This is a genomic window from Rahnella sp. P4_A8, assembly GCF_056402435.1.
This window is the reverse complement of the sequence record NZ_JBFUHK010000011.1, coordinates 83,431-105,693: the sequence shown is the minus strand read 5'-3', so window position 1 is coordinate 105,693 and position 22,263 is coordinate 83,431. Positions and strand designations below refer to the sequence as shown.

Below are 22,263 nucleotides of genomic sequence, written 5' to 3'. Positions count from 1 at the left end.
ATTGAGGGCTAGCGACGGATGCCGGATGCACTGGCGCGTTCCAGTACCACCTGCGCATGGTTAATGATCGGGCCATCGATCATCTTGCCGTTGAGCGAAATTACGCCCAGACCCTTGCGCTCGCCTTCCTCTGCGGCGGCAATCACGCGGTGCGCATAGTCGACATCTTCCTGCGTCGGTGCGTAAGCGTTATGCAGCAGCTCAATCTGTCGCGGGTTGATCAGGGATTTGCCGTTAAAGCCCATCTTGCGGATCAGTTCCACTTCACGCAGGAAACCGGCCTCATCGTTGATGTCGGAATACACCACATCGAAGGCGTCAATTCCGGCGGCGCGTGCCGCGTGCAGCACGGCGCAACGGGCATAAAACAGTTCGGTACCGTCGCCGCGCTCGGTTTGCATGTCCATCACATAATCGAAAGCCGCCAGCGCGATACCGATCAGACGCGGCGAGCAGCGGGCGATCGCCACGGCGTTAATCACACCAATGGCCGATTCGATGGCCGCCATAATTTTGGTGGAGCCAACTTCGCGACCGCAGTCTTTCTCGATGCGTTCGATATGCGCTTCCAGCTCAAAAATATCTTCCGGCGTATCGGTTTTGGGTAAGCGCACCACATCCACGCCCGCCCGCACCACGGCCTCGAGATCTTTAAGGCCAAAGGGGGTGCTGAGCTGATTGATGCGCACCACGGTTTCAATATCGCGATACATCGGGTGTTGCAGGGCATGAAATACCAGAATGCGTGCGGTGTCTTTTTCGCGCAGCGAAACGGCATCTTCCAGATCAAACATGATGGAGTCAGGGCGATAGATAAATGCCGTGGATAACATGGCGGCGCTGGACCCCGGCAGGAACAGCATACTGCGGCGGAGTTTTTTCATCGTAATGTCTCCCAGTTAATCTCTTCAGCCTGTGCCGCACGCAGTACTGCACTTTGTACCCGGGCGCGGATCACACAATCCAGCGCACCTTTATCTTCGATAATCACCAAACCCGCGATGACGCCGAGTGCACTCAGCGTGTCATTCACCACACTGCGGATCTGGTCGCCAAATTGTTTGGCGACCTCGCTGCTGATCACCACATTCAGCTCACTGGCCGGGGCGATTTTTACCAGTAAATCGCTGGATTCAACCGTGCCTGCCAGCGCCTCCTTCACAATTTTCATCAATATTTCCTGCTGTTAACAAAGTGAGGGTGAAATAATAAGGACATCGTCATGCGCCGGTTCTGCGGGCGCAGTGGCGGAATAGTGTTGTTCAAGGTGTACATAAGTGCTGAGCGGAACAATGTCCCGGATGCGCGGTAACTGATGCGCCCGGAGCAGCGCACGCACTTCTGAGGCCGAAATGGCCCGGCCGCTGGCGTGACGTTTGCGCGGCAACTCAATCACCTTCAGCGGTGGCGACGTCAGGCGTGCGGGCGCTTCCAGCCAGTCATGCATGTCGCAGTTGTACTGATGGGTCACCGGGCAGAAAGGCTCGCTGCCGACAAAACGGTGGGTAATGCCTAACGCCGGTGCGATGTACTGACGGAAAATCAGCAAATCCATCACACTCCACGCCTGATTCACCAGCCCGGCGTCCTTGAGAAAATAGCCGGGAAAAGTTGCGCGGGAGATCAGGTATTCAGAACCGGCATGCACCGTCACGTTGGGCAGGTCCGCGACACCCAGACGGACCATTTCAAGACGTTCTTTAAACGGGAAATACGACACATCTTCGCTCACCACAAACACATGCAACCAGTCACAGGTTGCCGCTGCCTGTTCTGCCAGAAAGCGATGCCCGAGGGTGAACGGGTTGGCATTCATCACCACGGCACCGATGCGCTGGCCGTGGTGGTGATGGCGCTGCAACCAGCGGCAATAATGGCTGATGCCTACCGGCGTGTTTTCCATCAGCACGGCAACGTCGTCCCATTGCACCAGCGGGTAAAATCCGCAGCCGCGAAAGCGCTGCAGATTCGATGGCCGCGTATAGAGAAATAAATGGAATTTGCCGCCGGACACCGCCAGATTTTCCACTTCACCCAGCAATCTGGCGCTGAGATTTTCCCCGCGCCAGTCGGCGGCCACGGCGACGCATTTGATAGTGTTGCTGACCAGACCGGCGCAGCCGACCAGACGGCGGCCGGAGCAGGCCACCACGAACTGCTCAATGTCGTCATCCATGCCTAACTGGCTTTGCTGCAACAGGGTGCGGATATCCTCCAGCATGCCTTCCGGCGGCTGGCTGACACTGATGACATGAAAGTCCGGTTGGTCACGGCTGAACATAATGCGTTCCTGATGTCGGCTGTAAGTCAAAGCGATGTTTAAAACGCCGGGCTGAATGCCCGGCCAGTTCGGTCAGTGTTAACCGGTTAGTGGGCTGCCTGGGCATGACTCACCTGACGGCTGGCGGCAACCTTCGTGTCTGCTGCGACAATCATATTGCTGAGATGACCAATCTTTTCGATTTCTACTTCGATACGGTCGCCGGGTTTCATAAACAGCGGCGGTACGCGCTTTTTACCCACGCCGCCCGGTGAGCCGGTAATGATCACGTCACCGGCACTCAGCGAGGTAAAGGTGCTGATGTACTCAATCAGTTCGGCGACTTTGTGGATCATGCTGCGGGTGTTGTCGTCCTGCACCATGTGGCCGTTCAGCCAGGTGCGGATCGCCAGGGTGTGCGGGTCGGGGATCTCATCGGCGGTGGTCATCCACGGTCCGAACGCACCGGTTTGCGGCCAGTTTTTACCGGCGGTAAACCAGGTGTGCTGCCAGTCACGGGCGGAGCCGTCCATATAACAGCTATATCCTGCGACATGAGTAAGTGCATCTTCGCGGGAAATATTTTCCCCCGCAGAACCGATAATCACCGCCAGTTCACCTTCGTAATCAAACTCGACAGAAAGGCTCGGTTTGATAACGGGAGAGGCATGGCCGGTTTGGGAATCGGCGAAGCGGACGAACAGCGTCGGGGCCGGATTATGCTGATCAAACTCTTTACGCTTTTCGGCGTAATTCATGCCGACACAGAGAATTTTTTCCGGATTCTGGATCACCGGCAGAAAAGTCAGGTCGTCGAAATCCACATCAGCGGGCAGGGCAGCCAGCGCCTGGGCCTGTGCCAGTGCATTGCCTGCCAGCAGGGCTTTGAGGTCGGGATAACGTTGCCCGAGATGGCGGCCGAGGTCGATCATGCCGCGCTCTGTCGCGATGCCGTAGGACTTGCGTCCCTGATAGAGATAACTTGCCAGTTTCATAAAAATGTCCTGAATTAAAGAAGGGTTAGCCCGGCGTCAGACAAGGAAGTTGCCAAGCACCAGCAGGGAGACTGAGACATTGATGGCGCCGCCAATGCGCGTAGCAATTTGGGCAAATGGCATCAGTTGCATGCGGTTACCCGCTGTCAGAATGGCGACGTCACCGGTACCGCCCTGACCGCTCTGGCAGCACGAAACAATGGCCACATCAATCGGGTGCATGCCGATTTTCTTGCCGACGAAGAAGCCGGTGGCGACCAGCGCCGCAACGGTGCTGACAATGACCAGGAGATTAGAAATGGTGAATGCGGCGACCAGTTCATTCCACGGTGTGATGGCCACGCCGACGGCGAACAAAATCGGGTAGGTGACGGAAGTCTGGAAGAATTTGTACACCACCTGAGAGCCTTCCAGCAGGCGGGGTGAAACGCCGTGCGCCAGTTTCAGGCCAACGGCCGCAAACAGCATGCCGACCGGTGCAGGAAGACCAATCAGTTTGTGTAACAGCATGCCCACCATATACAGCAGAACGGCCAGCAGGGCGCCTGCCGCGATGGTGGTGACATCCGTTTTACCACCGGTGCCGCTCAGCTTGCTGCTGTCAGCGGTGGCATTTTTGGAAGACGGCATCAGTTGGCCTTCACCGGTCAGATGCGGATAGCGTTTACCTAACTGATTGAGTGAGCCGGAAATGACGATAGCGGTCAGCCCCCCCAGCATCACGATAGGCAGAATGCGACCCAGCGCTACGCCCTGATCCATATGCAGGATGGCTGCATAACCGATGGAAAGTGGAATCGCTCCTTCACCGACGCCACCGGCCATAATCGGCAGGATCAGGAAGAAGAAAATCTGGAAAGGTTCCATGCCCAGCGACAGACCCACGCCCATCCCGACCAGCATGCCGACCACTTCGCCACACAGCATCGGGAAGAAAATACGCATGAAACCCTGGATCAGCACTTTGCGATCCATGCTCATGATGCTGCCCACGATGATGCAACAAATGTAGAGATACAGAATGTTGGTGCTTTTATAGAACTTGGTGGTGGATTCCACCACGACATCCGGCAGCAGGCCGTAATAGACCAGCGCGGAAGGAATGAACGTGGCGCAAATCGCTGCCGCGCCCATCTTGCCGATGAAAGGAAGACGTTTGCCGAATTCGCCGCAGGCGAATCCAAAGAACGCCAGCGTGGCGACCATGACCACGATGTCGCTCGGCAGTTTGCCGTCGAGACAATCTATTGCGATAAGCAACCCCGCCATGGCAAACAGCGGCAACGGAATAATGCCGATTTTCCAGGTGTCGAGAATGTGCCACCATTTTTCTTTTAATGAGAGCTGTTTTGCGGAAGAAACTCCCGCGGGAACAGAATAAGTGTCGTCGGTTGTACTCATGATGAATCCCCTGTGTCAATTTGTGCAGGGAGTGTAAGAGGAATAATAACCGGTAATATGTGAAGTGCCGCAAATTAGACAGGGTGTTTTAAAGGAGCGAAAGGTTTTTATGGTTTTAATTAATTTAAAAATTCGTGATGCGTTTATTTTCTCGTGGTTTTTATGGTGTTATTTGTAATTATAATATTACTGTTAATTTATCGTGAAATAGCTGTTGTGAATTATGTGTTGTGCCGTCAGAGGCTTGCGGTGCCTGAAGGTGTTCTGCGGCATGCCTCGCAACTTTGATCCTTCATTCTGACGGAAATACCGGGAAATGATAATCTTCACATACTGTTTGTTAATATCACGGTCTGGCGATAGGTTCTCCGATGCGGTTCCGTCTTTCTTTTCAGATAAAGCTTTTTGTTTATCTTGTTCTGTTATTTATGGCGCTTTTTTCGCTGACAGGTGTTTATTACTATCACGATATAGAACGTCAGTTATATGAAGATATGGGTATTCGTGCAAAAGTTCAGGCAGAGGAAATTGCACTTATTCCCTCATTAATTACCGCAGTTGAAAATAAGGACATTTCAGCAATTAACAGTTTAATGAGGAATATTTCTGCTCACAGCGATGCCAGTTATATGGTGATCGGCGATGGTAAAGCGATACATCTGTTTCATTCGATTTATGCTGACCGCGTCGGAAAAACGCTGGTCGGAGGGGACAACGAAGAAGTGCTGGCGGGTAAAAGCACCACCACCATCCGGCTGGGTGGGATCGGGCTGTCGCTGCGCAGTAAAGCACCGATCGTGAACGCGCAAGGCAAGGTGATGGGTATCGTTTCTGTCGGCTATCTCACCAGCCACATCAACAGCCTGACCGTTGAAAAAGCCATCCGCATTTTACTGGCGGCCGCCACCTTGCTGCTGGCGTTGTTTACCTTTTCATGGTTTTTTTCACGTTCGATTAAACGACAGATGTTTGCGCTGGAGCCCCGGGAAATCGGCCTGCTGGTGCGTCAGCAAAAGGCGCTGATGGAGTCGATTTACGAAGGGGTGATCGCCATCGATGCGCACTCCCGCGTGGCGGTCATCAACCAGGCGGCCAAAAAGCTGCTCAACCTTGACGTGCCGTCCCGTGAACTGCGTGGTCAGCCGCTCAGGCAGGTGATTGCGCCGGTCAGTTTCTTTGACCCGCAGGTCATGCTGAAAAAAGACATTCACGATGAAATCTGTCTGTTCAATAACCTGACCGTGATTGCCAGTCGGGTGCGGATCATGCTGGAAGACCAGCTTCAGGGCTGGGTGATCACTTTTCGCGATTGCAGCGATATCGACCGGCTCAGCATCCAGCTAAGTCAGGTGCAGCGCTATGCCGATAACCTGCGGGTGATGCGGCATGAACAGCTCAACTGGACGGCAACGCTCGCTGGCCTGCTGCATATGGGACGCTACGACGAGGCGATTCGTTATATCGAGGCCCAGTCTGAAAGTGCGCAGGAATTGCTGGATTTCGTTTCAGAGCGGTTCTGCTCGCCAAGGTTGTGCGGTTTATTACTCGGAAAATATGCCCGTGCACGGGAAAAAGGTGTTGAGCTCACATTCGATCCTGCCTGTGAATTAACGTATCTGCCTGCTGCGCTCAGTGAAACTGAACTGATGTCGATCATCGGCAACCTGCTGGATAACGCCATCGAAGCCACGTTACTGCGCGGCAGTGATGCCGGGCCGGTTGAAGTGTATGTCGTTTCCGGCACGGATGAGCTGGTGATTGAAGTCGCTGACCACGGCATCGGGATTGCGCAGGAGCGGCGCGAACAGATTTTTGCGCTGGGGGTGACATCCAAAACGCAAGGCGATCACGGGCTGGGACTGCATCTGGTTGCCAGCTATGTCAGCCATGCGGGCGGAACCATTGAAGTGTCCGATAATCCGCCGAGCGGCGCTGTTTTCTCGGTCTTTATTCCGGTGTGCTGCCCTGAAGAAAAGGGTGGTTTTATGCCGGTAATCCCCGACCAGAAGAACTGGAAGAGAGCAAATGATGCAAGCTGAAATGATTGACGTAATGATTGTTGAAGATGAAAACCAGCTGGCACAACTGTATGCCGAACTGATTGATAATCACCGCTGGTTGCGACTGGTGGGTGTCGCATCCACGCTGCATGAAGCGAAAGTGCTTATCGAAGAAAAGCGGCCGCAACTGCTGTTGCTGGATAACTATTTGCCTGACGGTCAGGGGATTTCACTGATTGAGGATGACCTGCTGAAGAGAACACCCTGTTCGGTGATTTTTATCACCGCCGCCAGCGACATGAATACCTGCAGTCAGGCGATCCGCTGTGGTGCTTTTGATTACATCCTCAAGCCGGTGTCGTGGAACAGGCTGCAACAATCGCTGGATCGCTTTATCCAGTTCAGCCAGACACAGCGGACCTGGAAAGTGGTGGATCAGCAAAACGTAGACAGCCTTTATCAGCTCCAGGCGAAGGATTTCACGCCGAAAGCGGGTAATAAAGGCATCGAGGAAAACACGCTGAATCTGGTGGAAGGCATCTTTATGCAGGATGCCGGACGCTGCTATTCAGTGGATGAAGTCGTCAGCGAAACGGGGTTGAGTAAAACCACTGCCCGCCGCTATCTCGAACACTGTGTGCAGAAAGGCGATTTGAAAGTCGACATGCTCTACGGGAAAATCGGCCATCCCCGCCGGATGTACCGGCGGGCATAACCGCAGTAAGTCATGCTGTCCTTTTGGCCTTCGGGTATTTCCACAACCAGCGGCCGCTGGCCATACGCCAGTAGAAAAACAGGCCGCGCACGATCCAGTCGAGGAACATTCCCAGCCAGATGCCGACTACGCCGAAACCCAGGACGATCCCGAGGAAATAGCCCACCACAATACGGCAGCCCCACATCCCGAGCATAGAAACGTACATGGTAAAGCGGGCATCACGCGCTCCTTTCAGGCCCGCAGGCAATACCCACGAGGCAGCCCAGAAAGGCATAAAGGCGGCGTTCAGCCAGATAAGGATTTTGACGACGTCGATAACATCCTGTTCGTTGGTGTAAAACCGTGCCAGCAAACCGGCAAATGGCATTGAAAGGAAGGCCAGAACACACAGTCCGAAGGTGGAAAGCCAGAAAATATGGCGCAACTGGCGCTCAGATTGGGCAATTTGCCCTTTGCCCAGACGTGTTCCCACGATAATGGTCGAGGCAGAACCCAGCGCGTTGCCCGGCAGGTTGATCAGCGCCGCAATCGAGAAGGCGATAAAGTTACCGGCAATCACATTGGTGCCCATGCCTGCGACAAAAACCTGCGTCAGTAATTTACCGCCGTTAAACAATACCGATTCGATACTGGCCGGAATACCAATGCCTAAGACTTCGCGCAGAATGTTGGTATTGAGCGGCAGAAAATAGCTTTTCAGCGAGATTTTCAGGGACGGATTGAAACCAATCATCAGCACGAAAATGACGGACACCGCGCCGATATAACGTGAAATGGTCAGCCCCAGTCCGGCACCGATAAAGCCCAGACCGTGCCAGCCGAAACAACCATAGATCAGCACACTGCTGATCACCAGATTGAGGATGTTCATCCCGCCGTTAAGTAACATCGGTATTTTGGTGTTACCCGCACCACGCAAAGCACCGGAACCGATCAGGGCAATGGCTGCCGCCGGATAGCTCCAGCTGCTCATTTGCAGGTAAGACAGCGCCAGTTCTTTTACCTCCGGCTCGGCATTGCCGGCGATCATGTCGACAATTACATGTCCGGAAAATTGCAGAAGTATCGCCAGCAGTACGGCAAAAACGGTCATGATCGCCAGTGACTGACGTGCTGCCGCACGGGCGCGCTCGTGGTCGAGTTTACCGAGGCTGAATGCCACGACGACGGTGGTACCAAGATCGACAGCGGCGAAGAATGAAATCACCACCATATTGAAACTGTCGGCCAGACCCACGCCTGCCATTGCTTCCTTGCCCAGCCAGCTGACCAGAAAAGTACTCAGTACGCCCATCAGCAGTACGCAGGCATTTTCGAAGAAAATAGGGACAGCGAGGGGCGTTATTTCGCGCCAGAACAACGTACGGTAAGAACGCCGTTTCGGATACCAGGGCGTGCGCTCGATGGCTTTGCGCAAAGAGACGATGACGTTTTGCAAGAGAATTCCAGTGTGGAAGAAAGTAGAACAGCGTTTTAATTTATGATGGTAAAAGACTCTGCATTATGCAAAGTCTTTTTTAGGAAATCCTTAATTCCCCGCCATATTTTGTGCCGCAGATGGGGGGCTGCGGTTAATAACCCGAATCACTGACTTAATGTCAGCTCACCGGGATTATCAAACTTGCCGCCTGCCTGCAACACGAACTCTTGAAGGGGAATCAGAGTGGTTATCAGCGGAAAGGGGGTTCGTTAAAGGTACGCAATTTGCGTGAATGCAGATGATCGCCCTCAGCGCGCAACAGGCCGATGGCACAGATACCAATTTGCAGATGTTCTGAGATGGCGCCTTCGTAGAATTTGTTTGCCTGACCCGGCAGTTTGATTTCACCGTGCAACGGCTTATCCGATACGCACAGCAGCGTGCCGTAAGGCACCCGGAAGCGGTATCCCTGCGCGGCGATGGTTGCACTTTCCATATCGACGGCGACGGCGCGGCTGAGATTAAAACGCAATGCCGAGGCGGAATAACGCAATTCCCAGTTACGGTCATCGGTAGTCACCACCGTGCCGGTACGCAGGCGTTGCTTGACCAGCTCACCCGGCATGCCGCTCATCATTTTGGTCGCGTCATACAAGGCACGTTGCACTTCAGCAATGCTTGGGATCGGGATATCCGGCGGCAGTACGGCATCCAGTACATGGTCGTCACGTAAATAAGCGTGCGCCAGAACGTAATCACCGATCGACTGTGTTTCACGTAATCCGCCGCAGTGACCAATCATCAGCCAGACATGGGGACGCAGCACCGCCAGATGGTCACAAATGGTTTTGGCGTTGGCAGGGCCGACGCCGATGTTCACCAGTGTAATCCCCGCACCGTCGCGGGCAATCAGATGATAGGCGGGCATCTGGTGTTTTTTCCAGGCCAGATCAGACACTGCCTGCTCAGGGTTTTGCGTTTCTGCCGTGATAAATACACTGCCCGCGCAGGCCAGTGCTTCATACGGGCTTTCCGGATCGGCAATTTGCGCACACGCCCAGCTGACAAACTCATCGACGTATCGGGTGTAGTTGGTGAATAGCACATATGGCTGAAAATGTTCGGTGAGCGTGCCGGTGTAATGGCGCAGGCGTGCCAGCGAGAAATCAGCGCGCAGCGCATTGAAATGCGACAGCGGGAAAGTGTCACCGGGATAATGCAGGCCGTCTGCGGTTTCATCGCCTATCTGCGACAGTTCTGTGGTCGGGAAATGCTTCGCCAGCCCGGCGCTCATCGACCGGTCAAGCGTCAGATCCGAGCCGTCAATCACATACGAATAAGGGATCTCCTGCTGTGACGGCACCACTTCAATCACCGCATCATATTCCTCTTCCAGCAGGGAAAGCTGTTCCAGCAGATAATCACGGAACAGCTCAGGATGCGTGATGGTGTTGGCATAACGGCCCGGATGCGAAAAACGGCCATAAGCGCGGGTCGGGTTTTTGGCTGGCGTCACGCCATCCCAGCTGACCCGCAGTTCCGGATAAACAAACAGCCCGGCAGCACGCGCTGTGATATCAGGCAACGTACCCTGAACGATGAAATCTTTAATCGCATCCCGCAGGGCGGCCACAGAGTCGTTGTACATCTTTTCGAGCTTCTCAATCGCCTGTGAGGGGGTGAGGGACTTGTTATCCATACGCTTTTCCTTTGGGCTTCGTTTATCGTCATTCATTCTAAATATGGCTTGTCTGCACGGTGTCGCCAATGTTTTATTAGGGTACAAGAGCCGGATGGTGCTTTTATGAACGAACAGGGGGAAGTGAATGATTCGGGTATGGGGCAGAAAAACGTCGTCAAATGTGCAGGCGCTGATGTGGTGTATCGGGGAATTAGGGCTGGAGTATGAGCGGTTTGACATCGGCCATAAATACGGGGGGAATGACACCCCGGAATTTCTGGCGATGAACCCCAATGGCACGGTTCCTGTGATCCGCGATGGTGAAGGCCAGCCGCTGTGGGAAACCGGCGCCATCCTGCGTTATCTGGCAGGAAAATACGGTGCTGATGAATTCTGGCCGCAGGATCCTGAACGGCGAGCCGAAACCGATAAATGGACGGAATGGGCAAAAATCAGCGTAGCGATGAATTTCACTACGCCGGTGTTCTGGATGGTGGTGAGAACGGCGGCTAAAGATCAGGATCATCAGGCATTAGAAAAATCATTGCAGAATCTGAACAAGAAGCTGGCGATTGCCGAAGCGCAGATTGCCCGGCATGGCTACCTTGCCGGAAGCGCATTCACACTGGCCGATATTCAGTTTGGACACAGTTTGTATCGCTATTTCGATATTGCCATTGAACGGCCGTCCTTCCCGGCTATTGAACACTATTATGAAAAACTCACACAGCGTCCGGCATTTGCGGAACATGTGATGATCTCTTACGAGGAGCTGCGGGTGGTCTAAATCTGTTTCAGGTGCAAAAAAGCCCGCTTAATATTTTTAAGCGGGCTTTTCTACATGGCCGGCGGTTCAGCGCGGCGCAGGTGTCTTCATAAACATCGCCGTCAGCGCAGAAAGCAAACAGCCAGCCATCAGATAAATGGCGACGGAATGCCATTCACCGCCGGAGAAATTCAGCAATGCGGCGGCAATAAACGGTGTAAATCCGCCGCCCACGACGCTGGCGACCTGATAACCGACACCCGCACCGCTGTAGCGGTAACCTGCGCCGAACATTTCCGTGAACATCGGTTGCTGGACGCAGACCACCATATCGTGGGCGATATTTGCCAGCAGCAGCGAGAAGATCACCACCCCGGCAATGGAGCGGGCTTCCAGCGCCATAAAGAACGGGAAGGCGCTCATCGCGCCGACGAGTGCGCCGGTAATGTAAATGCGGCGACGGCCGAAACGGTCTGCCAGCCAGGCGAATAACGGGATCGTCAGGCAACTGATACCACCGACCAGCAGCCCGATATTCAGAAACAGCTCACGCGACATCCCCAGATTATGCGTCGAGTAGTTAAGGGCGAACGCCGTGACAATGTACATCGTCAGCAGTTCGCACAGGCGCAGGAGGATGATTTTCAAAAATGCGCCGGGATGGCGCAACAGCGCTTCAAATACCGGTAGCCGCTTTTTTGCTGCTTTGGGGAGCTTTTCCTGAGCACGTTCGAACTCGACCGACTCTTCCATGCCATTGCGCACCCACAGCGCGCCCAGCACCAGCACCACACTGAACAAAAATGGCAAACGCCAGCCCCAGCTGAGGAACTGCGCATCGGTGGTCAGGCTGCTGATCAGTGACACCAGTCCGGTCGCCAGCAACAGGCCGACGCCGTATCCCATCTGTATCCCGCTGCTGTAGAACGCCTTTTTACCGGAAGGTGCACTTTCCACCGCCAGCAGTGCCGCACCACCCCATTCGCCGCCGACGGCAAATCCCTGAATGGCGCGCAAGGTGACCAGCAGCGCCGGAGCCCACCAGCCAATCATCGCGAAAGAGGGAAGAATACCGATGCACGCGGTGGCAATGCCCATGATCCAGACGGTCATCATCAGCATCCGCTTACGACCCAGGCGATCGCCGAAATGTCCGAAGACAATGCCGCCGAGCGGGCGGAAGAGAAAGCCGACGCCGAAAGTAGCAAATGCGGCGAGTGTGCCCATTGCCGGGTCGATTTGCGGAAAAAATTCGCTGTTAAACACTAATGCTGCGGTGATGCCGTAGAGCAAAAAATCAAACCAGTCTACGACTGCGCCGACGAAACTGCCCCAGGCAGCCCGGCGGGCACGGTGATATGAAGGTATCTCCTCATCGGGGTGGGGGGCGGTGAGCATGGAGTCCATAATTGTCCTGTCTGTTCGTCAGATTTCTAAAATTTTTCGTTATTAAAATCGGTTAAAGGCCGTTTACCTGGCTGGAACGCAGCAAAATAAAAACCGCTACTGAGACTACAGCGTCAAACGTCAGGTTAAAAACGCTTTTGCAAAGCGGGAGGGCAATTTAATGCAGGGAATGTGCCGGGCGGGGTGTTAAAAAGGATTTCGCTTTCAGAACGGGCTGGCATGGCGGGCTTCGATCCGTTCTCCGCTGACGGGATGAACAAAATGCAGTTCACTGGCGTGCAGCATCAGTCGCGGAGTCTGTTCCGTGCCCGGCAGCAGGCGTCCGCCATACAAATCACAGCCCAAAATCGGGTGGCCCAGATACTGACAGTGAATGCGAAGCTGATGAGTGCGCCCGGTTTGCGGAGTCAGCAGTACTCGCGTCAGTGGCAGTAATTCGCCGTTTTCCTGCTCACGATAAAAGCGCTCAACCACCTGATAGCCGGAGCGGGCGGGCTTGCCGTGGACGGCGCAAATTGACATCAGGGGAAACAGTGCAGGATCTTTGGCGATCGGCGCGTCTGTCACCCCCTCGTTATGTTGCAGATGCCCGCAAAGCAATGCGCTGTACACTTTGGTTACCGTGCGCTGGCTGAATTGATGGCAGAGGGCGGCATTGATAGCCTTATTACGCGCAATCACCATCAGCCCGGACGTGCCGAAATCCAGACGGTGAACCAGCGTACAGCCGGGAAATATCTTTACCAGCCGGTGATGTATGGAATCCAGATTTTGCGGATTTTTCCCCGAGAGGCTGAGCAGTCCGGTGGGTTTATTGATAAGCACCAGATGCTCGTCCTGATACAGCGTCTCGATCTGGCCATGGCACGGCGGGGCAATAAAAGTATCGATAATCGCAGACATCAGGATACCCGGATGAAGAGTGGGAGCGGATGATAACGAATTTTAAACCGGCTGGCGAATCGGTAAGGTTCGCCAGGGTGAGACAGGTCGCTGATGTTGTCGGTGCGGCTAATTTTAGTCTGCAATTCTCTGGTCAATAAACGAGATAATTCAAGTATCCAGATGGGGTTGCATCAGTTTCTCAAACCATGCATGAAAAACAGCCAGTCTCCGGGATCGCTGGCGGCGATGCGGATAGATCAGTGATACCGGCATAGACGCTGCCCGGTAATCTGGCAGGACCTCAGTCAGTTCCCCTGAATCCAGAAGATGCTGAACATCGAAGCGGGGGATTTGGATCAGCCCAAGGCCTGCAAGGCAGCAGGCGATATAACTTTCTGCATTGTTAACCCCAACCTGGTGGGGGACGCTGACACTGTGTATATGTCCGTCCTTTGACTGATACTGCCAGGGTAACTCTTTACCCGTTCTTGATGAAATATAACCGATGGCCAGATGCTCCCCGACGAGATCGTCCGGCTGGGAGGGCAGGCCATGTTCGCTCAGATATGCAGGGCTGGCGCAGTTGATCAGGGTTATGTGACCCAGGGAGCGTACGACTAAACTGCTGTCATGCAATACGCCCACACGGATAGCGCAATCCACGCCGTCCTGTACCAAATCGATAGCCCTGTCCGATGACCCCAGAACCAGCTGTAAATGGGGGTGGCACCGCAATAACTCTGGCAGGGCCGGGGCAATCAGGCGACGGGCAATGCGGCTGGGGACATCGATGGTCAGCTTCCCTGAGGCCTGGCGCTGGCTGAGCTGAAATGACTGGTCGATATCCTCTACTTCTGCCAGTAAAGGGCGCACCCGTTCGAGCAATTGCTCGCCGTCGGTAGTCAGCCGCACTGTGCGGGTGGTGCGGTGCAACAGCCTCACGCCCAGTTGCGATTCTAATTGCTGGATGGCGGCAGAAACGGAGGCTCGCGGCACAGAGAGTGCGCTGGCGGCCCGAACAAAGCTTCCCATTTCTGCGACCTGCGTGAATACGCGATATTGGTTGAACCTGTCCATCTTTAATATCTCGTTGTTATACCTGACAAAGGAAATTCGCTATTGCTCTTTGTCTGCGGCAGGGACGGGGATATTCCAGGGCCTTCAGCATATCACCCATCCTTTTTACAGTCCGATATTCAGATGTCATCGGTTATTTGGTGGTATAGCCGCCGTTGATCAGAATAGTCTGGCCGGTGATCCACCAGCCATCGCTCACCAGATGGCGAATGAAAGGCACCACGTCTTCAATATCGGTCAGGCCTGTTTTGCTGAAAGGAGAGAGTGCTGCTGCAGTTTTATGATATGCCACCGCGTCAGCGCCTTCAGCAGGATAAAAGAAAGGGGTATCCATCGGACCCGGCCCTACCGCCGTGACCGAAATACCGCGCGCGCCAAACTCTTTGGACGCTGCCCGCGTGTAATGCTCCACCGGGGCTTTCGTGCCTGCATACGCGGCGTAAAACGGGGTAAAGGCACCCAGAAGTGAGGTGACTACCGTGCAGATTTTACCGTTGTCGTTGAGATTTTTACCGGCTTCTTTGAGGAAAAAGAAAGCCGTTTTCGAGTTAACGGATGTCATCTCGTCGTATTCAGTTTCGCTTATTTCCGCCATGGGTTTTTTGAGGACTTTGCCCACGGTGTTGATAGCGATATCCGGCTTGCCAACGGCGGCGATGGTGTCAGCAAAGAGTTTTTCGACGGCTGCAGCGGTCGTCAAATCTGCCTGCAATGCCACCGCCCTGGCTCCGGCGGCTTCGATGGCGGCCAGCGTTTCATCAGCATCTGCTTTTGAGGAGGCGCTGTTGTAATGAATGGCGATGGCTTTCGCCCCCTGAGCGGCTAAATCGCGGGCGATCAAACCGCCGAGATTTTTAGCACCGCCTGCGATGATCACAACTTTGCCTTTAACAGAATGGTCTGCCATGGTGTGCTCCTTAGGTATTTGTCAGAAAGTTGAGTCTAGACATTAATCCCGTGAAAATAAGCACTCCAACGCTGAATAGACAATCCAGAAAATCAGTCTAATTCACTACCCGATAAGGCTCCTGAACGCTTTCTGCGGACAATTCTCAGGCCCGTTATATTTTCCATTCTTTTAAAAGCGGCTGATCATATTCATCTGCTTTTACTGTGGTTTTTTACTGATTCACGAAGGAGTAACGGACTTTCAACGGCCACAGTATTCTTATGGCACTCACCGTTAATAATATGAAGCGCACTAAGGCGTCCTATCTCGTAATGGGGTAATTGCACGGTCGAGAGGGGGGGTAAGAATAGATCGCCAATACCCACCATATTATCGTAGCCAAGCACCGCGACATCATCAGGGATCCTTAAGCCCTGTGACAGCAGCGTCTGATAGACCATAAATGCAATACGATCGTTTCCACACACCACTGAATCGAATTGAGGTTTGCCCTGGTTTATATGGGCCAAAAGCATGTCGGGAATATCGTGATAATGCTCATCGCCATATTCCATGTAATGGTGGTCGAGCGTATCAGGAGCTATACCGGCTTGCGTGCATGCCTGCTCCAGCCCTTTGCGGCGTCTGACAGTCGCAAGATGGTTGGCAGGCAAATGTAAGCAGAGCGGGCGACGATAGCCTGCAGATAAAAGTGCCCGCACCGCAACATACTGTCCATGTTCATCATCGGGAATATAACTCGCTACCTGCTGATGCAGGCTTTCACAGTTGGCCAGCACACAGGGGAGGTTTAACAACTTTCCGGGCAGCGGTACCTGCCGCAATCCCATGGTGGTATAGATAATGCCATCCGGGCGATGTGAGAGAAGCAGATCAACGATTTTTTCCGGGCTGTCATCGGAAAACATGTTAACCACAAAGCTGTTCCAGCCATGCGCACGTGCGGTTTCTTCGATGGAGAGTGTGATTTCCACTGAAAAGGGGGTGGTCACAGTATCAAGTGCCAGCACACCGATGGTTTTTGCAATCGCGTGAGCGCCACGTATTTTTTTTGCCGATAAATCGGGCACGTAATTAGTGGCGTCGATAGCGGACTGTACGCGAGCCAGGGTCTCCGGCTTCAGGCGTTCCGGGGAGTTTAATGCCCTGGAAACCGTCATCAGCGACACGTTTGCCAGTTTTGCCACATCTTTCAGGGATGCCATTCTTCTCGCTCCAAACTTGTCACTACGCGACAGGCTATAAAACTAACTTGCTGATGTAAAAGGATCATACGTGATTTTGGACTGCGTGTGTCGTTTGCTGTAAACCCGAAAAGTTGATCATGATCTCACACTGATAATGTTAACGTTAACTTTTGTGATTAACATCTAGAATCGCCGTAAAACGGCATGCGTTTTATTTTATGTTAACGTTATCATTTGCGCTCCACCTCAGCATGAGATTGCCATGATGAAAACCCGTCATTCTCACAGTTATCTGATACTCAGCGCTTTATTGTTCTTTTTCTTTGTGACCTGGTCCTCTACAGGGTCGTTGCTCTCGATCTGGCTACATCAGGAAGTGGGTCTGAAAGCAGGGGACACCGGGATCATTTTTTCCGTGATGTCGCTTTCCACGCTGTTTGTGCAAATTTGTTATGGTTTTATTCAGGATAAACTCGGTCTGCGTAAGAACCTGCTCTGGTTTATCACGGCATTGTTGATCTTTTCCGGTCCGGCCTATCTGCTGTTTGGACATCTTCTGAAAATTAATGTCTTTCTGGGCAGTTTTTTTGGCGGGATCTATATCGGCCTGACCTTCAATGGCGGTATTGGTGTACTTGAATCCTACACCGAGCGTGTTGCCCGCCAGAGCCAGTTTGAATTCGGAAAAGCAAGAATGTGGGGATCGCTGGGTTGGGCTGTCGCCACGTTTTTCGCCGGGTTACTGTTTAATATCAACCCGAAACTGAACTTCGCGGTCGCCAGTTGTTCTGGTCTGATCTTCTTTATGCTTTTGATGCGGTTACGCGTCTCCTCGGCACCGCACGCGATGCAGGAAGCCGTGTCAGGCGGCAAAGTCACCCTTGAGGACGCATTACGCCTGCTGACCCTGCCGCGCTTCTGGGCTCTGGTATTCTTTGTGGTCGGCACCTGTATTTACGGCGTCTACGATCAGCAGTTCCCGGTCTATTTTTCCTCACAGTTCCCGACGCAACATGAAGGGAATGCCATGTACGGTTATCTTAATTCGTTTCAGGTGTTCCTGGAGGCCGCAGGCATGTTCTGTGCGCCGTGGCTGGTCAATCGTATCGGTGCCAAAAATGGTCTGATTTTCGCCGGAATGGTGATGGCGATGCGCATGGTCGCTTCCGGTTTAGTGGAAGGCCCGCTGCTTATCTCCATTACTAAGCTGCTGCATGCCGTCGAACTCCCGGTACTGTTAATCGCTATCTTCAAATACAACAGTCTTAACTTCGATAAACGACTCTCATCCACGCTCTATCTGGTGGGCTTTGCCTGTACGAGCTCAGTGATAGCCACCGTGTTGTCCCCCCTCGCCGGCTACAGCTACGAAAAATATGGATTTGCCCAGTCCTACCTGGTTATGGGGCTGATGGTGTTCTGTATCACCTTTATTTCTATTTTCTTGTTGCGCTCCGGTAAGCCTTCGAGGGATCCACAGATACCGCAACTTTCTACTATCTGATTGAAAAGAGAGAAAACGATGACGTATACAATTGCTCATGCTGAACAGGAACTTCAGGCTAAGCACGGGAGGGTAAATCTGCGCTGGTACCCGCGCTATCACCTGGCCGCGAGGGCTGGCTGGATTAACGATCCTAATGGCCTGATCTGGTTTGAGGGTTGGTATCACGCTTTTTATCAGCATCATCCGTATTCCACCCAGTGGGGACCGATGCACTGGGGACATGCGAGGAGCAAAGATTTGCTTCACTGGGAGCACTTGCCCGTTGCACTGGCCCCGGAAGGACCGGAAGACAAAGACGGCTGTTTTTCGGGTTCGGCGGTGGTGGATGGCGATACCCTGGCGCTGATTTACACCGGGCATAAATTTCACGGCGACGCCGGTAATGACGAAAACCTTTATCAGGTGCAGTGCCTGGCAACCAGTGGCGATGGTATTCACTTTAAACGTGAGGGGATCATTATCGATACCCCGGCGGACTTGCATCATTTCCGCGACCCTAAGGTCTGGCGCGAAGGGGATAGCTGGTACATGGTCGTCGGTGCGCGCGTTGGCGATACCGGGCAAATACGGTTGTATCGTTCAGCCGACCTGCGTCAGTGGCAGGATGAAGGGATCCTGGATGAGGCAGAAGCCGGTATGGGCTTTATGTGGGAGTGCCCTGATTTCTTTACCCTTAATGGTAAACGCGTCCTGATGTTTTCTCCGCAGGGGATAGCCGCGCAGGGTTTTGAGAACCGTAATCTGTTCCAGAGCGGTTATCTGGTGGGGGACTGGCAGCCCGGCGAGCCGTTTGTTCGTACAGGAGAATTTATTGAAATGGATCACGGGCACGACTTCTATGCCCCGCAGAGTTTCCTGACGCCGGATGGTCGCCGCATCGTGATTGGCTGGCTGGCTATGTGGGAGTCGCCGATGCCGGAGCAACAGGACGGCTGGGCGGGGATGCTGTCTCTGCCGCGTGAGCTGAGTCTTGATGAGAACAATCGTCTGCAGATGCGTCCCGCGAAAGAGGTGGAAGCACTGCGTCAGGCCTGGTTCCCGTGGCCTGTCAGTACCTTGAAAAATCAGCAGATCCTGATGGCGGAAAAAGGGGAGTCGATGGAAGTTGCGCTTCACTGGGATGGCGCACGCAGTGATGCGGAGCAGTATGGACTTAGTCTGGGGGACGGTTTACGTGTCTATGTTGATACCCAGATGCAGCGTCTGGTGCTGGAACGCCGCTATCCGCAGTACGGATTATGTGGCACGCGCAGCGTACCGTTAGTGCCCGGCGCTCCTCTGGCTTTACGTGTGTTTATCGACAGCTCATCCGTCGAGGTATTTGTTAATGACGGCCAGGCCTGCCTCAGTAGCCGGATATATCCTGATGCCGGTCACCGAGAATTAAATTTATTTGCCTGGCATGGAACGGCAACATTATCCGATGCCGGAGCCTGGCAGCTGGAATAAATTCTGTTCAGCGTCGCGAATAACCCGTCTTTGATGATGGGCGGGTTATTACTGCGTTTATCTTCGGGCTGTATTTATACAAAAAATGACACACTAATATCAATAATAAGAAGGTCTTTTCCGATGAATAAAATCTGGGTCGGATGTATGTTGACGTCTGTATGTACCTCAGTAGCCAATGCACAGGATACGCTTTCCCTCGAACAACGGCTGGAACAAATGGAGCAGCGGCTGAAAGTCACCGAGCAACGCGCTGCGGGTGCGGAGGCAGAAATTCGCGCACTCAGGCAGGAGAAGCAATTATCCTCCGTGGTAAACAATACACCCGCAGTTCCCGCCACTCCCGCTATTCAGCTCAGCGGGAATAGTAATATTAAATTTTACGGGGACGTTGAATTTAATATGGACGGTGCCAGCCGCACGGGTAGCCTGACGTCGGTAAAAACCAGTACAAATAAAAACTGGGCGCCCGGAGATAAAGAACGCTGGGATATGAATGGTCGTATTCTTCTGGGGTTTGATGGTCTGCGAAACGGGGTTAATGGAAAATATGCCGGATTCACTGTTCAGCCACTGGCTGATATAAACGGAAAAATGAATCTCGACGATGCGGCATTTTTCTTTGGTCAGCAGGATGACTGGAAAATTAAAATAGGTCGCTTCGAGGCCTGGGATATGTTCCCGCTGAATCAGGATACGTTCATTGAGTATTCCGGTAATACCGCCAACGATCTCTACAGTGACGGTTACGGTTATATCTACATGATGAAAGAGGGGCGCGGGCGCAGCAGCAGCGGTGGCAATTTCCTGCTCAGTAAGACACTCGATAACTGGTATTTCGAACTCAACACGCTTATAGAGGATGGCAGTTCGCTATTTGTCGACAATAACTATCACGGCAATGCGTTAGATAACCGTAAAAATGTGGTTTATGCCCGCCCGGTCGTGGCCTGGCAATCCGGCGCGTGGTCGGTTGCCGCCGCTGTCGAAAGCAACCTGGTGAACAATGCCTATGGATATCAGGATACTCGGGGTGTTTGGGTAGACCAGTCGGGCCGGACCGGTTACGGCATGACGATGAGCTGGAACACGCTTAAAACCGATGCAGAAGACGGTGCGGTTGTTAACCTGAGTACGGCTTATCTCGACGCCGCTGACGAAAAAGATTTCAGCGCAGGCATAAATGCCTTATGGCACCGCGTGGAACTGGGTTACATCTATGCGCACAACAATATCGACAAGTTCAATATGGCCGGGGTAGCCAGTGACTGTGACAGCGACTGCGCGATTCTGGCGCCGGGAAAATATGACATCCACACCATCCATTCCTCATGGCACCTGCCTGATATCATGGATATGCCTGACTTCAATATTTATCTTGGGGCTTATGCCTCCTGGCTGGAATCGCCGTCGGTAAAAACCGGTAATACGGATGACCGTTATGGTGCCCGTGTGCGCTTTAAATATCTTTTCTAAACAGCGCCAGCCCGGGAATGTGTGCTTATTTTTCTGTAATCACACATATATTTTTTCAGTTTAAGAGGACATTCAGAATATGCCGGAAATGACCGCCGAATTGCGGAGGGGATAACGTCAAAAAGACGCAATAGTATGAGAAAATATAAAACAAAATAATTGAAACCAGCGTTGCGATATCTCCTTTCATGTGTTCTGCCTTTATTATCAGAAAGGTTGTGACTTTGTGTTTTTGGACCTATGAAAAAGTCGCCGTTCGGGACGACTTTTCATAGGTTCATGTTCATTGCATCAGAAGGTATAAAGCACACCCAAATTGTAAGTCGTGCCGCCGCGCTTAACGACAATCGGGCTGTTACCGGCTTTGTCGTCCAGCCAGGTGTAATCGGCACTGATAACGCCCCCCCAGTGGGACGTGAACTGATGGCTCCAGGTCAGGCTGCTGTCCACGCCATAGAAACCCCCGGCCGACTGATAAGGCGCGAAGTCAGTGCGGTCGCTTTGTTCGCGGCTCACACCATAAAAGGTATTCATATAGCGCCGGTCGCCAAAGAGCGCTGCCGACTGAAGTGCAACAGTGTCAGTGTCGTTTTGCAGCGGCAGTACCGTGACGGAAGTCTGATAATGCACACCTTGCCCGTCCGTCAGTGGCAGGGTGGCTTTGCCTTCAAAAGACAACCACGGCGTTGCAGACCAGCCCACCGCGAGCGCGGTATTCATGGTCGCATCGATATTCCCCATGCCTTTGAGCTTATTCGAGCCATCCCGCCAGGTGGAATTTTTGTCTGTCCGCCCGAGGCTGTATCCCAGCGTATGTTCCAGATACAGGCCGTTATCCGCCTGCAGGTCATAACCCACGCCTTTGAGCGAATCGAAGAAAAAGGCGCCATCGCGCGCCTGAATGACCGGCCCGACCAGCCAGTGGCGCTGATCGGAACCGCTGTAGCGCGGCGCGCTTTGTGCGCCCATGCCGACGGTAAACGTCGGCGCAGACGGCGTGTTGTCGGCCATTGCCTGCAGCACTGTGGCGGACAGGCTGAAACAGGTCATCTGCAGCATTAGTTTTCTGGATGTCATTGTGATTCCTCATCACCTAAACGTTGGTTCGTAGCGGATTGCAGCCG

The 22,263-nt window shown here is 53.3% G+C and carries 19 protein-coding genes; 6 read left to right on the top strand and 13 right to left on the bottom strand.

Annotated elements, in window-relative coordinates; all coding sequences use genetic code 11:
• Positions 1-8 precede the first annotated feature (8 nt).
• The 5 genes from citE to AC1DUO_RS08840 all read right to left on the bottom strand — a co-directional run bounded on the left by citE (position 9) and on the right by AC1DUO_RS08840 (position 4,656).
• The gene (gene citE / locus AC1DUO_RS08860) at positions 9-884 is read right to left on the bottom strand and encodes a citrate (pro-3S)-lyase subunit beta (protein WP_037035952.1); all 876 of its coding nucleotides are present in this window, start codon (positions 882-884) and stop codon (positions 9-11) included.
• Positions 881-1,171 (bottom strand): citrate lyase acyl carrier protein, encoded by a 291-nt coding sequence (gene citD, locus AC1DUO_RS08855; protein ID WP_013574924.1) that lies wholly within the window; start codon positions 1,169-1,171, stop codon positions 881-883. The genes citE and citD overlap by 4 nt, the downstream gene beginning before the upstream one ends.
• 15 nt (positions 1,172-1,186) lie before the next feature.
• Entirely contained in the window at positions 1,187-2,281 is a 1,095-nt protein-coding gene (gene citC / locus AC1DUO_RS08850; RefSeq protein WP_477987065.1) for a [citrate (pro-3S)-lyase] ligase, read from the bottom strand.
• An 86-nt stretch (positions 2,282-2,367) separates the two neighbouring features.
• Entirely contained in the window at positions 2,368-3,255 is an 888-nt protein-coding gene (locus tag AC1DUO_RS08845; RefSeq protein WP_013574926.1) for a fumarylacetoacetate hydrolase family protein, read from the bottom strand.
• Between the two features lie 36 nt (positions 3,256-3,291).
• The gene (locus AC1DUO_RS08840; protein WP_037035946.1) at positions 3,292-4,656 is read right to left on the bottom strand and encodes a 2-hydroxycarboxylate transporter family protein; all 1,365 of its coding nucleotides are present in this window, start codon (positions 4,654-4,656) and stop codon (positions 3,292-3,294) included.
• Between the two features lie 371 nt (positions 4,657-5,027).
• Between AC1DUO_RS08840 and AC1DUO_RS08835 the strand changes: the two genes are divergently transcribed.
• Positions 5,028-6,695, top strand: coding sequence for an ATP-binding protein (locus tag AC1DUO_RS08835; RefSeq protein WP_477987062.1), 1,668 nt, complete (start codon positions 5,028-5,030; stop codon positions 6,693-6,695).
• Complete coding sequence (locus AC1DUO_RS08830) at positions 6,685-7,371, top strand: response regulator (protein ID WP_015689638.1); 687 nt, start codon at positions 6,685-6,687, stop codon at positions 7,369-7,371. The genes AC1DUO_RS08835 and AC1DUO_RS08830 overlap by 11 nt, the downstream gene beginning before the upstream one ends.
• A gap of 10 nt (positions 7,372-7,381) precedes the next feature.
• Here the strand turns inward: AC1DUO_RS08830 and AC1DUO_RS08825 are convergent, their stop codons facing one another.
• Together AC1DUO_RS08825 and AC1DUO_RS08820 are read right to left on the bottom strand one after the other, a co-directional pair.
• The gene (locus AC1DUO_RS08825; protein ID WP_314523102.1) at positions 7,382-8,812 is read right to left on the bottom strand and encodes an EmmdR/YeeO family multidrug/toxin efflux MATE transporter; all 1,431 of its coding nucleotides are present in this window, start codon (positions 8,810-8,812) and stop codon (positions 7,382-7,384) included.
• A 232-nt stretch (positions 8,813-9,044) separates the two neighbouring features.
• The gene (locus AC1DUO_RS08820) at positions 9,045-10,493 is read right to left on the bottom strand and encodes an AMP nucleosidase (protein ID WP_013574931.1); all 1,449 of its coding nucleotides are present in this window, start codon (positions 10,491-10,493) and stop codon (positions 9,045-9,047) included.
• Positions 10,494-10,620: 127 nt separating this feature from the next.
• Here AC1DUO_RS08820 and AC1DUO_RS08815 point away from each other — a divergent pair, with 127 nt between their 5' ends.
• Positions 10,621-11,262, top strand: a complete 642-nt coding sequence (locus AC1DUO_RS08815) for a glutathione S-transferase family protein (RefSeq protein WP_013574932.1) — start codon at positions 10,621-10,623, stop codon at positions 11,260-11,262.
• 66 nt (positions 11,263-11,328) lie between these two features.
• Here the strand turns inward: AC1DUO_RS08815 and shiA are convergent, their stop codons facing one another.
• The 5 genes from shiA to AC1DUO_RS08790 form a co-directional block, all read right to left on the bottom strand.
• A complete protein-coding gene (gene shiA, locus AC1DUO_RS08810; protein ID WP_112151760.1) occupies positions 11,329-12,648 on the bottom strand; it encodes a shikimate transporter in 1,320 nt (439 codons plus the stop codon).
• 204 nt (positions 12,649-12,852) lie between these two features.
• Entirely contained in the window at positions 12,853-13,551 is a 699-nt protein-coding gene (locus AC1DUO_RS08805) for an RluA family pseudouridine synthase (protein ID WP_477987059.1), read from the bottom strand.
• 150 nt (positions 13,552-13,701) lie between these two features.
• Positions 13,702-14,610: a LysR family transcriptional regulator gene (locus AC1DUO_RS08800; protein ID WP_166860104.1), complete on the bottom strand. Its 909-nt coding sequence runs from the start codon at positions 14,608-14,610 to the stop codon at positions 13,702-13,704.
• Positions 14,611-14,743: 133 nt separating this feature from the next.
• A complete protein-coding gene (locus tag AC1DUO_RS08795) occupies positions 14,744-15,517 on the bottom strand; it encodes an SDR family oxidoreductase (protein WP_013574936.1) in 774 nt (257 codons plus the stop codon).
• Between the two features lie 191 nt (positions 15,518-15,708).
• Positions 15,709-16,725: a LacI family DNA-binding transcriptional regulator gene (locus tag AC1DUO_RS08790; RefSeq protein WP_013574937.1), complete on the bottom strand. Its 1,017-nt coding sequence runs from the start codon at positions 16,723-16,725 to the stop codon at positions 15,709-15,711.
• A 244-nt stretch (positions 16,726-16,969) separates the two neighbouring features.
• Between AC1DUO_RS08790 and AC1DUO_RS08785 the strand changes: the two genes are divergently transcribed.
• The 3 genes from AC1DUO_RS08785 (at position 16,970) to AC1DUO_RS08775 (ending at position 21,139) form a co-directional block, all read left to right on the top strand.
• Positions 16,970-18,211 carry an MFS transporter gene (locus AC1DUO_RS08785; RefSeq protein ID WP_015689639.1) on the top strand — a complete coding sequence of 414 codons (1,242 nt, stop codon included), beginning with the start codon at positions 16,970-16,972 and terminating at the stop codon, positions 18,209-18,211.
• Between the two features lie 18 nt (positions 18,212-18,229).
• The gene (locus tag AC1DUO_RS08780; RefSeq protein ID WP_112197740.1) at positions 18,230-19,663 is read left to right on the top strand and encodes a glycoside hydrolase family 32 protein; all 1,434 of its coding nucleotides are present in this window, start codon (positions 18,230-18,232) and stop codon (positions 19,661-19,663) included.
• 123 nt (positions 19,664-19,786) lie between these two features.
• Positions 19,787-21,139, top strand: coding sequence for a carbohydrate porin (locus AC1DUO_RS08775; RefSeq protein WP_477987055.1), 1,353 nt, complete (start codon positions 19,787-19,789; stop codon positions 21,137-21,139).
• A gap of 291 nt (positions 21,140-21,430) precedes the next feature.
• Here AC1DUO_RS08775 and AC1DUO_RS08770 read toward each other — a convergent pair whose 3' ends face one another.
• Complete coding sequence (locus AC1DUO_RS08770) at positions 21,431-22,216, bottom strand: MipA/OmpV family protein (RefSeq protein ID WP_112151765.1); 786 nt, start codon at positions 22,214-22,216, stop codon at positions 21,431-21,433.
• Positions 22,217-22,263: the final 47 nt, after the last annotated feature.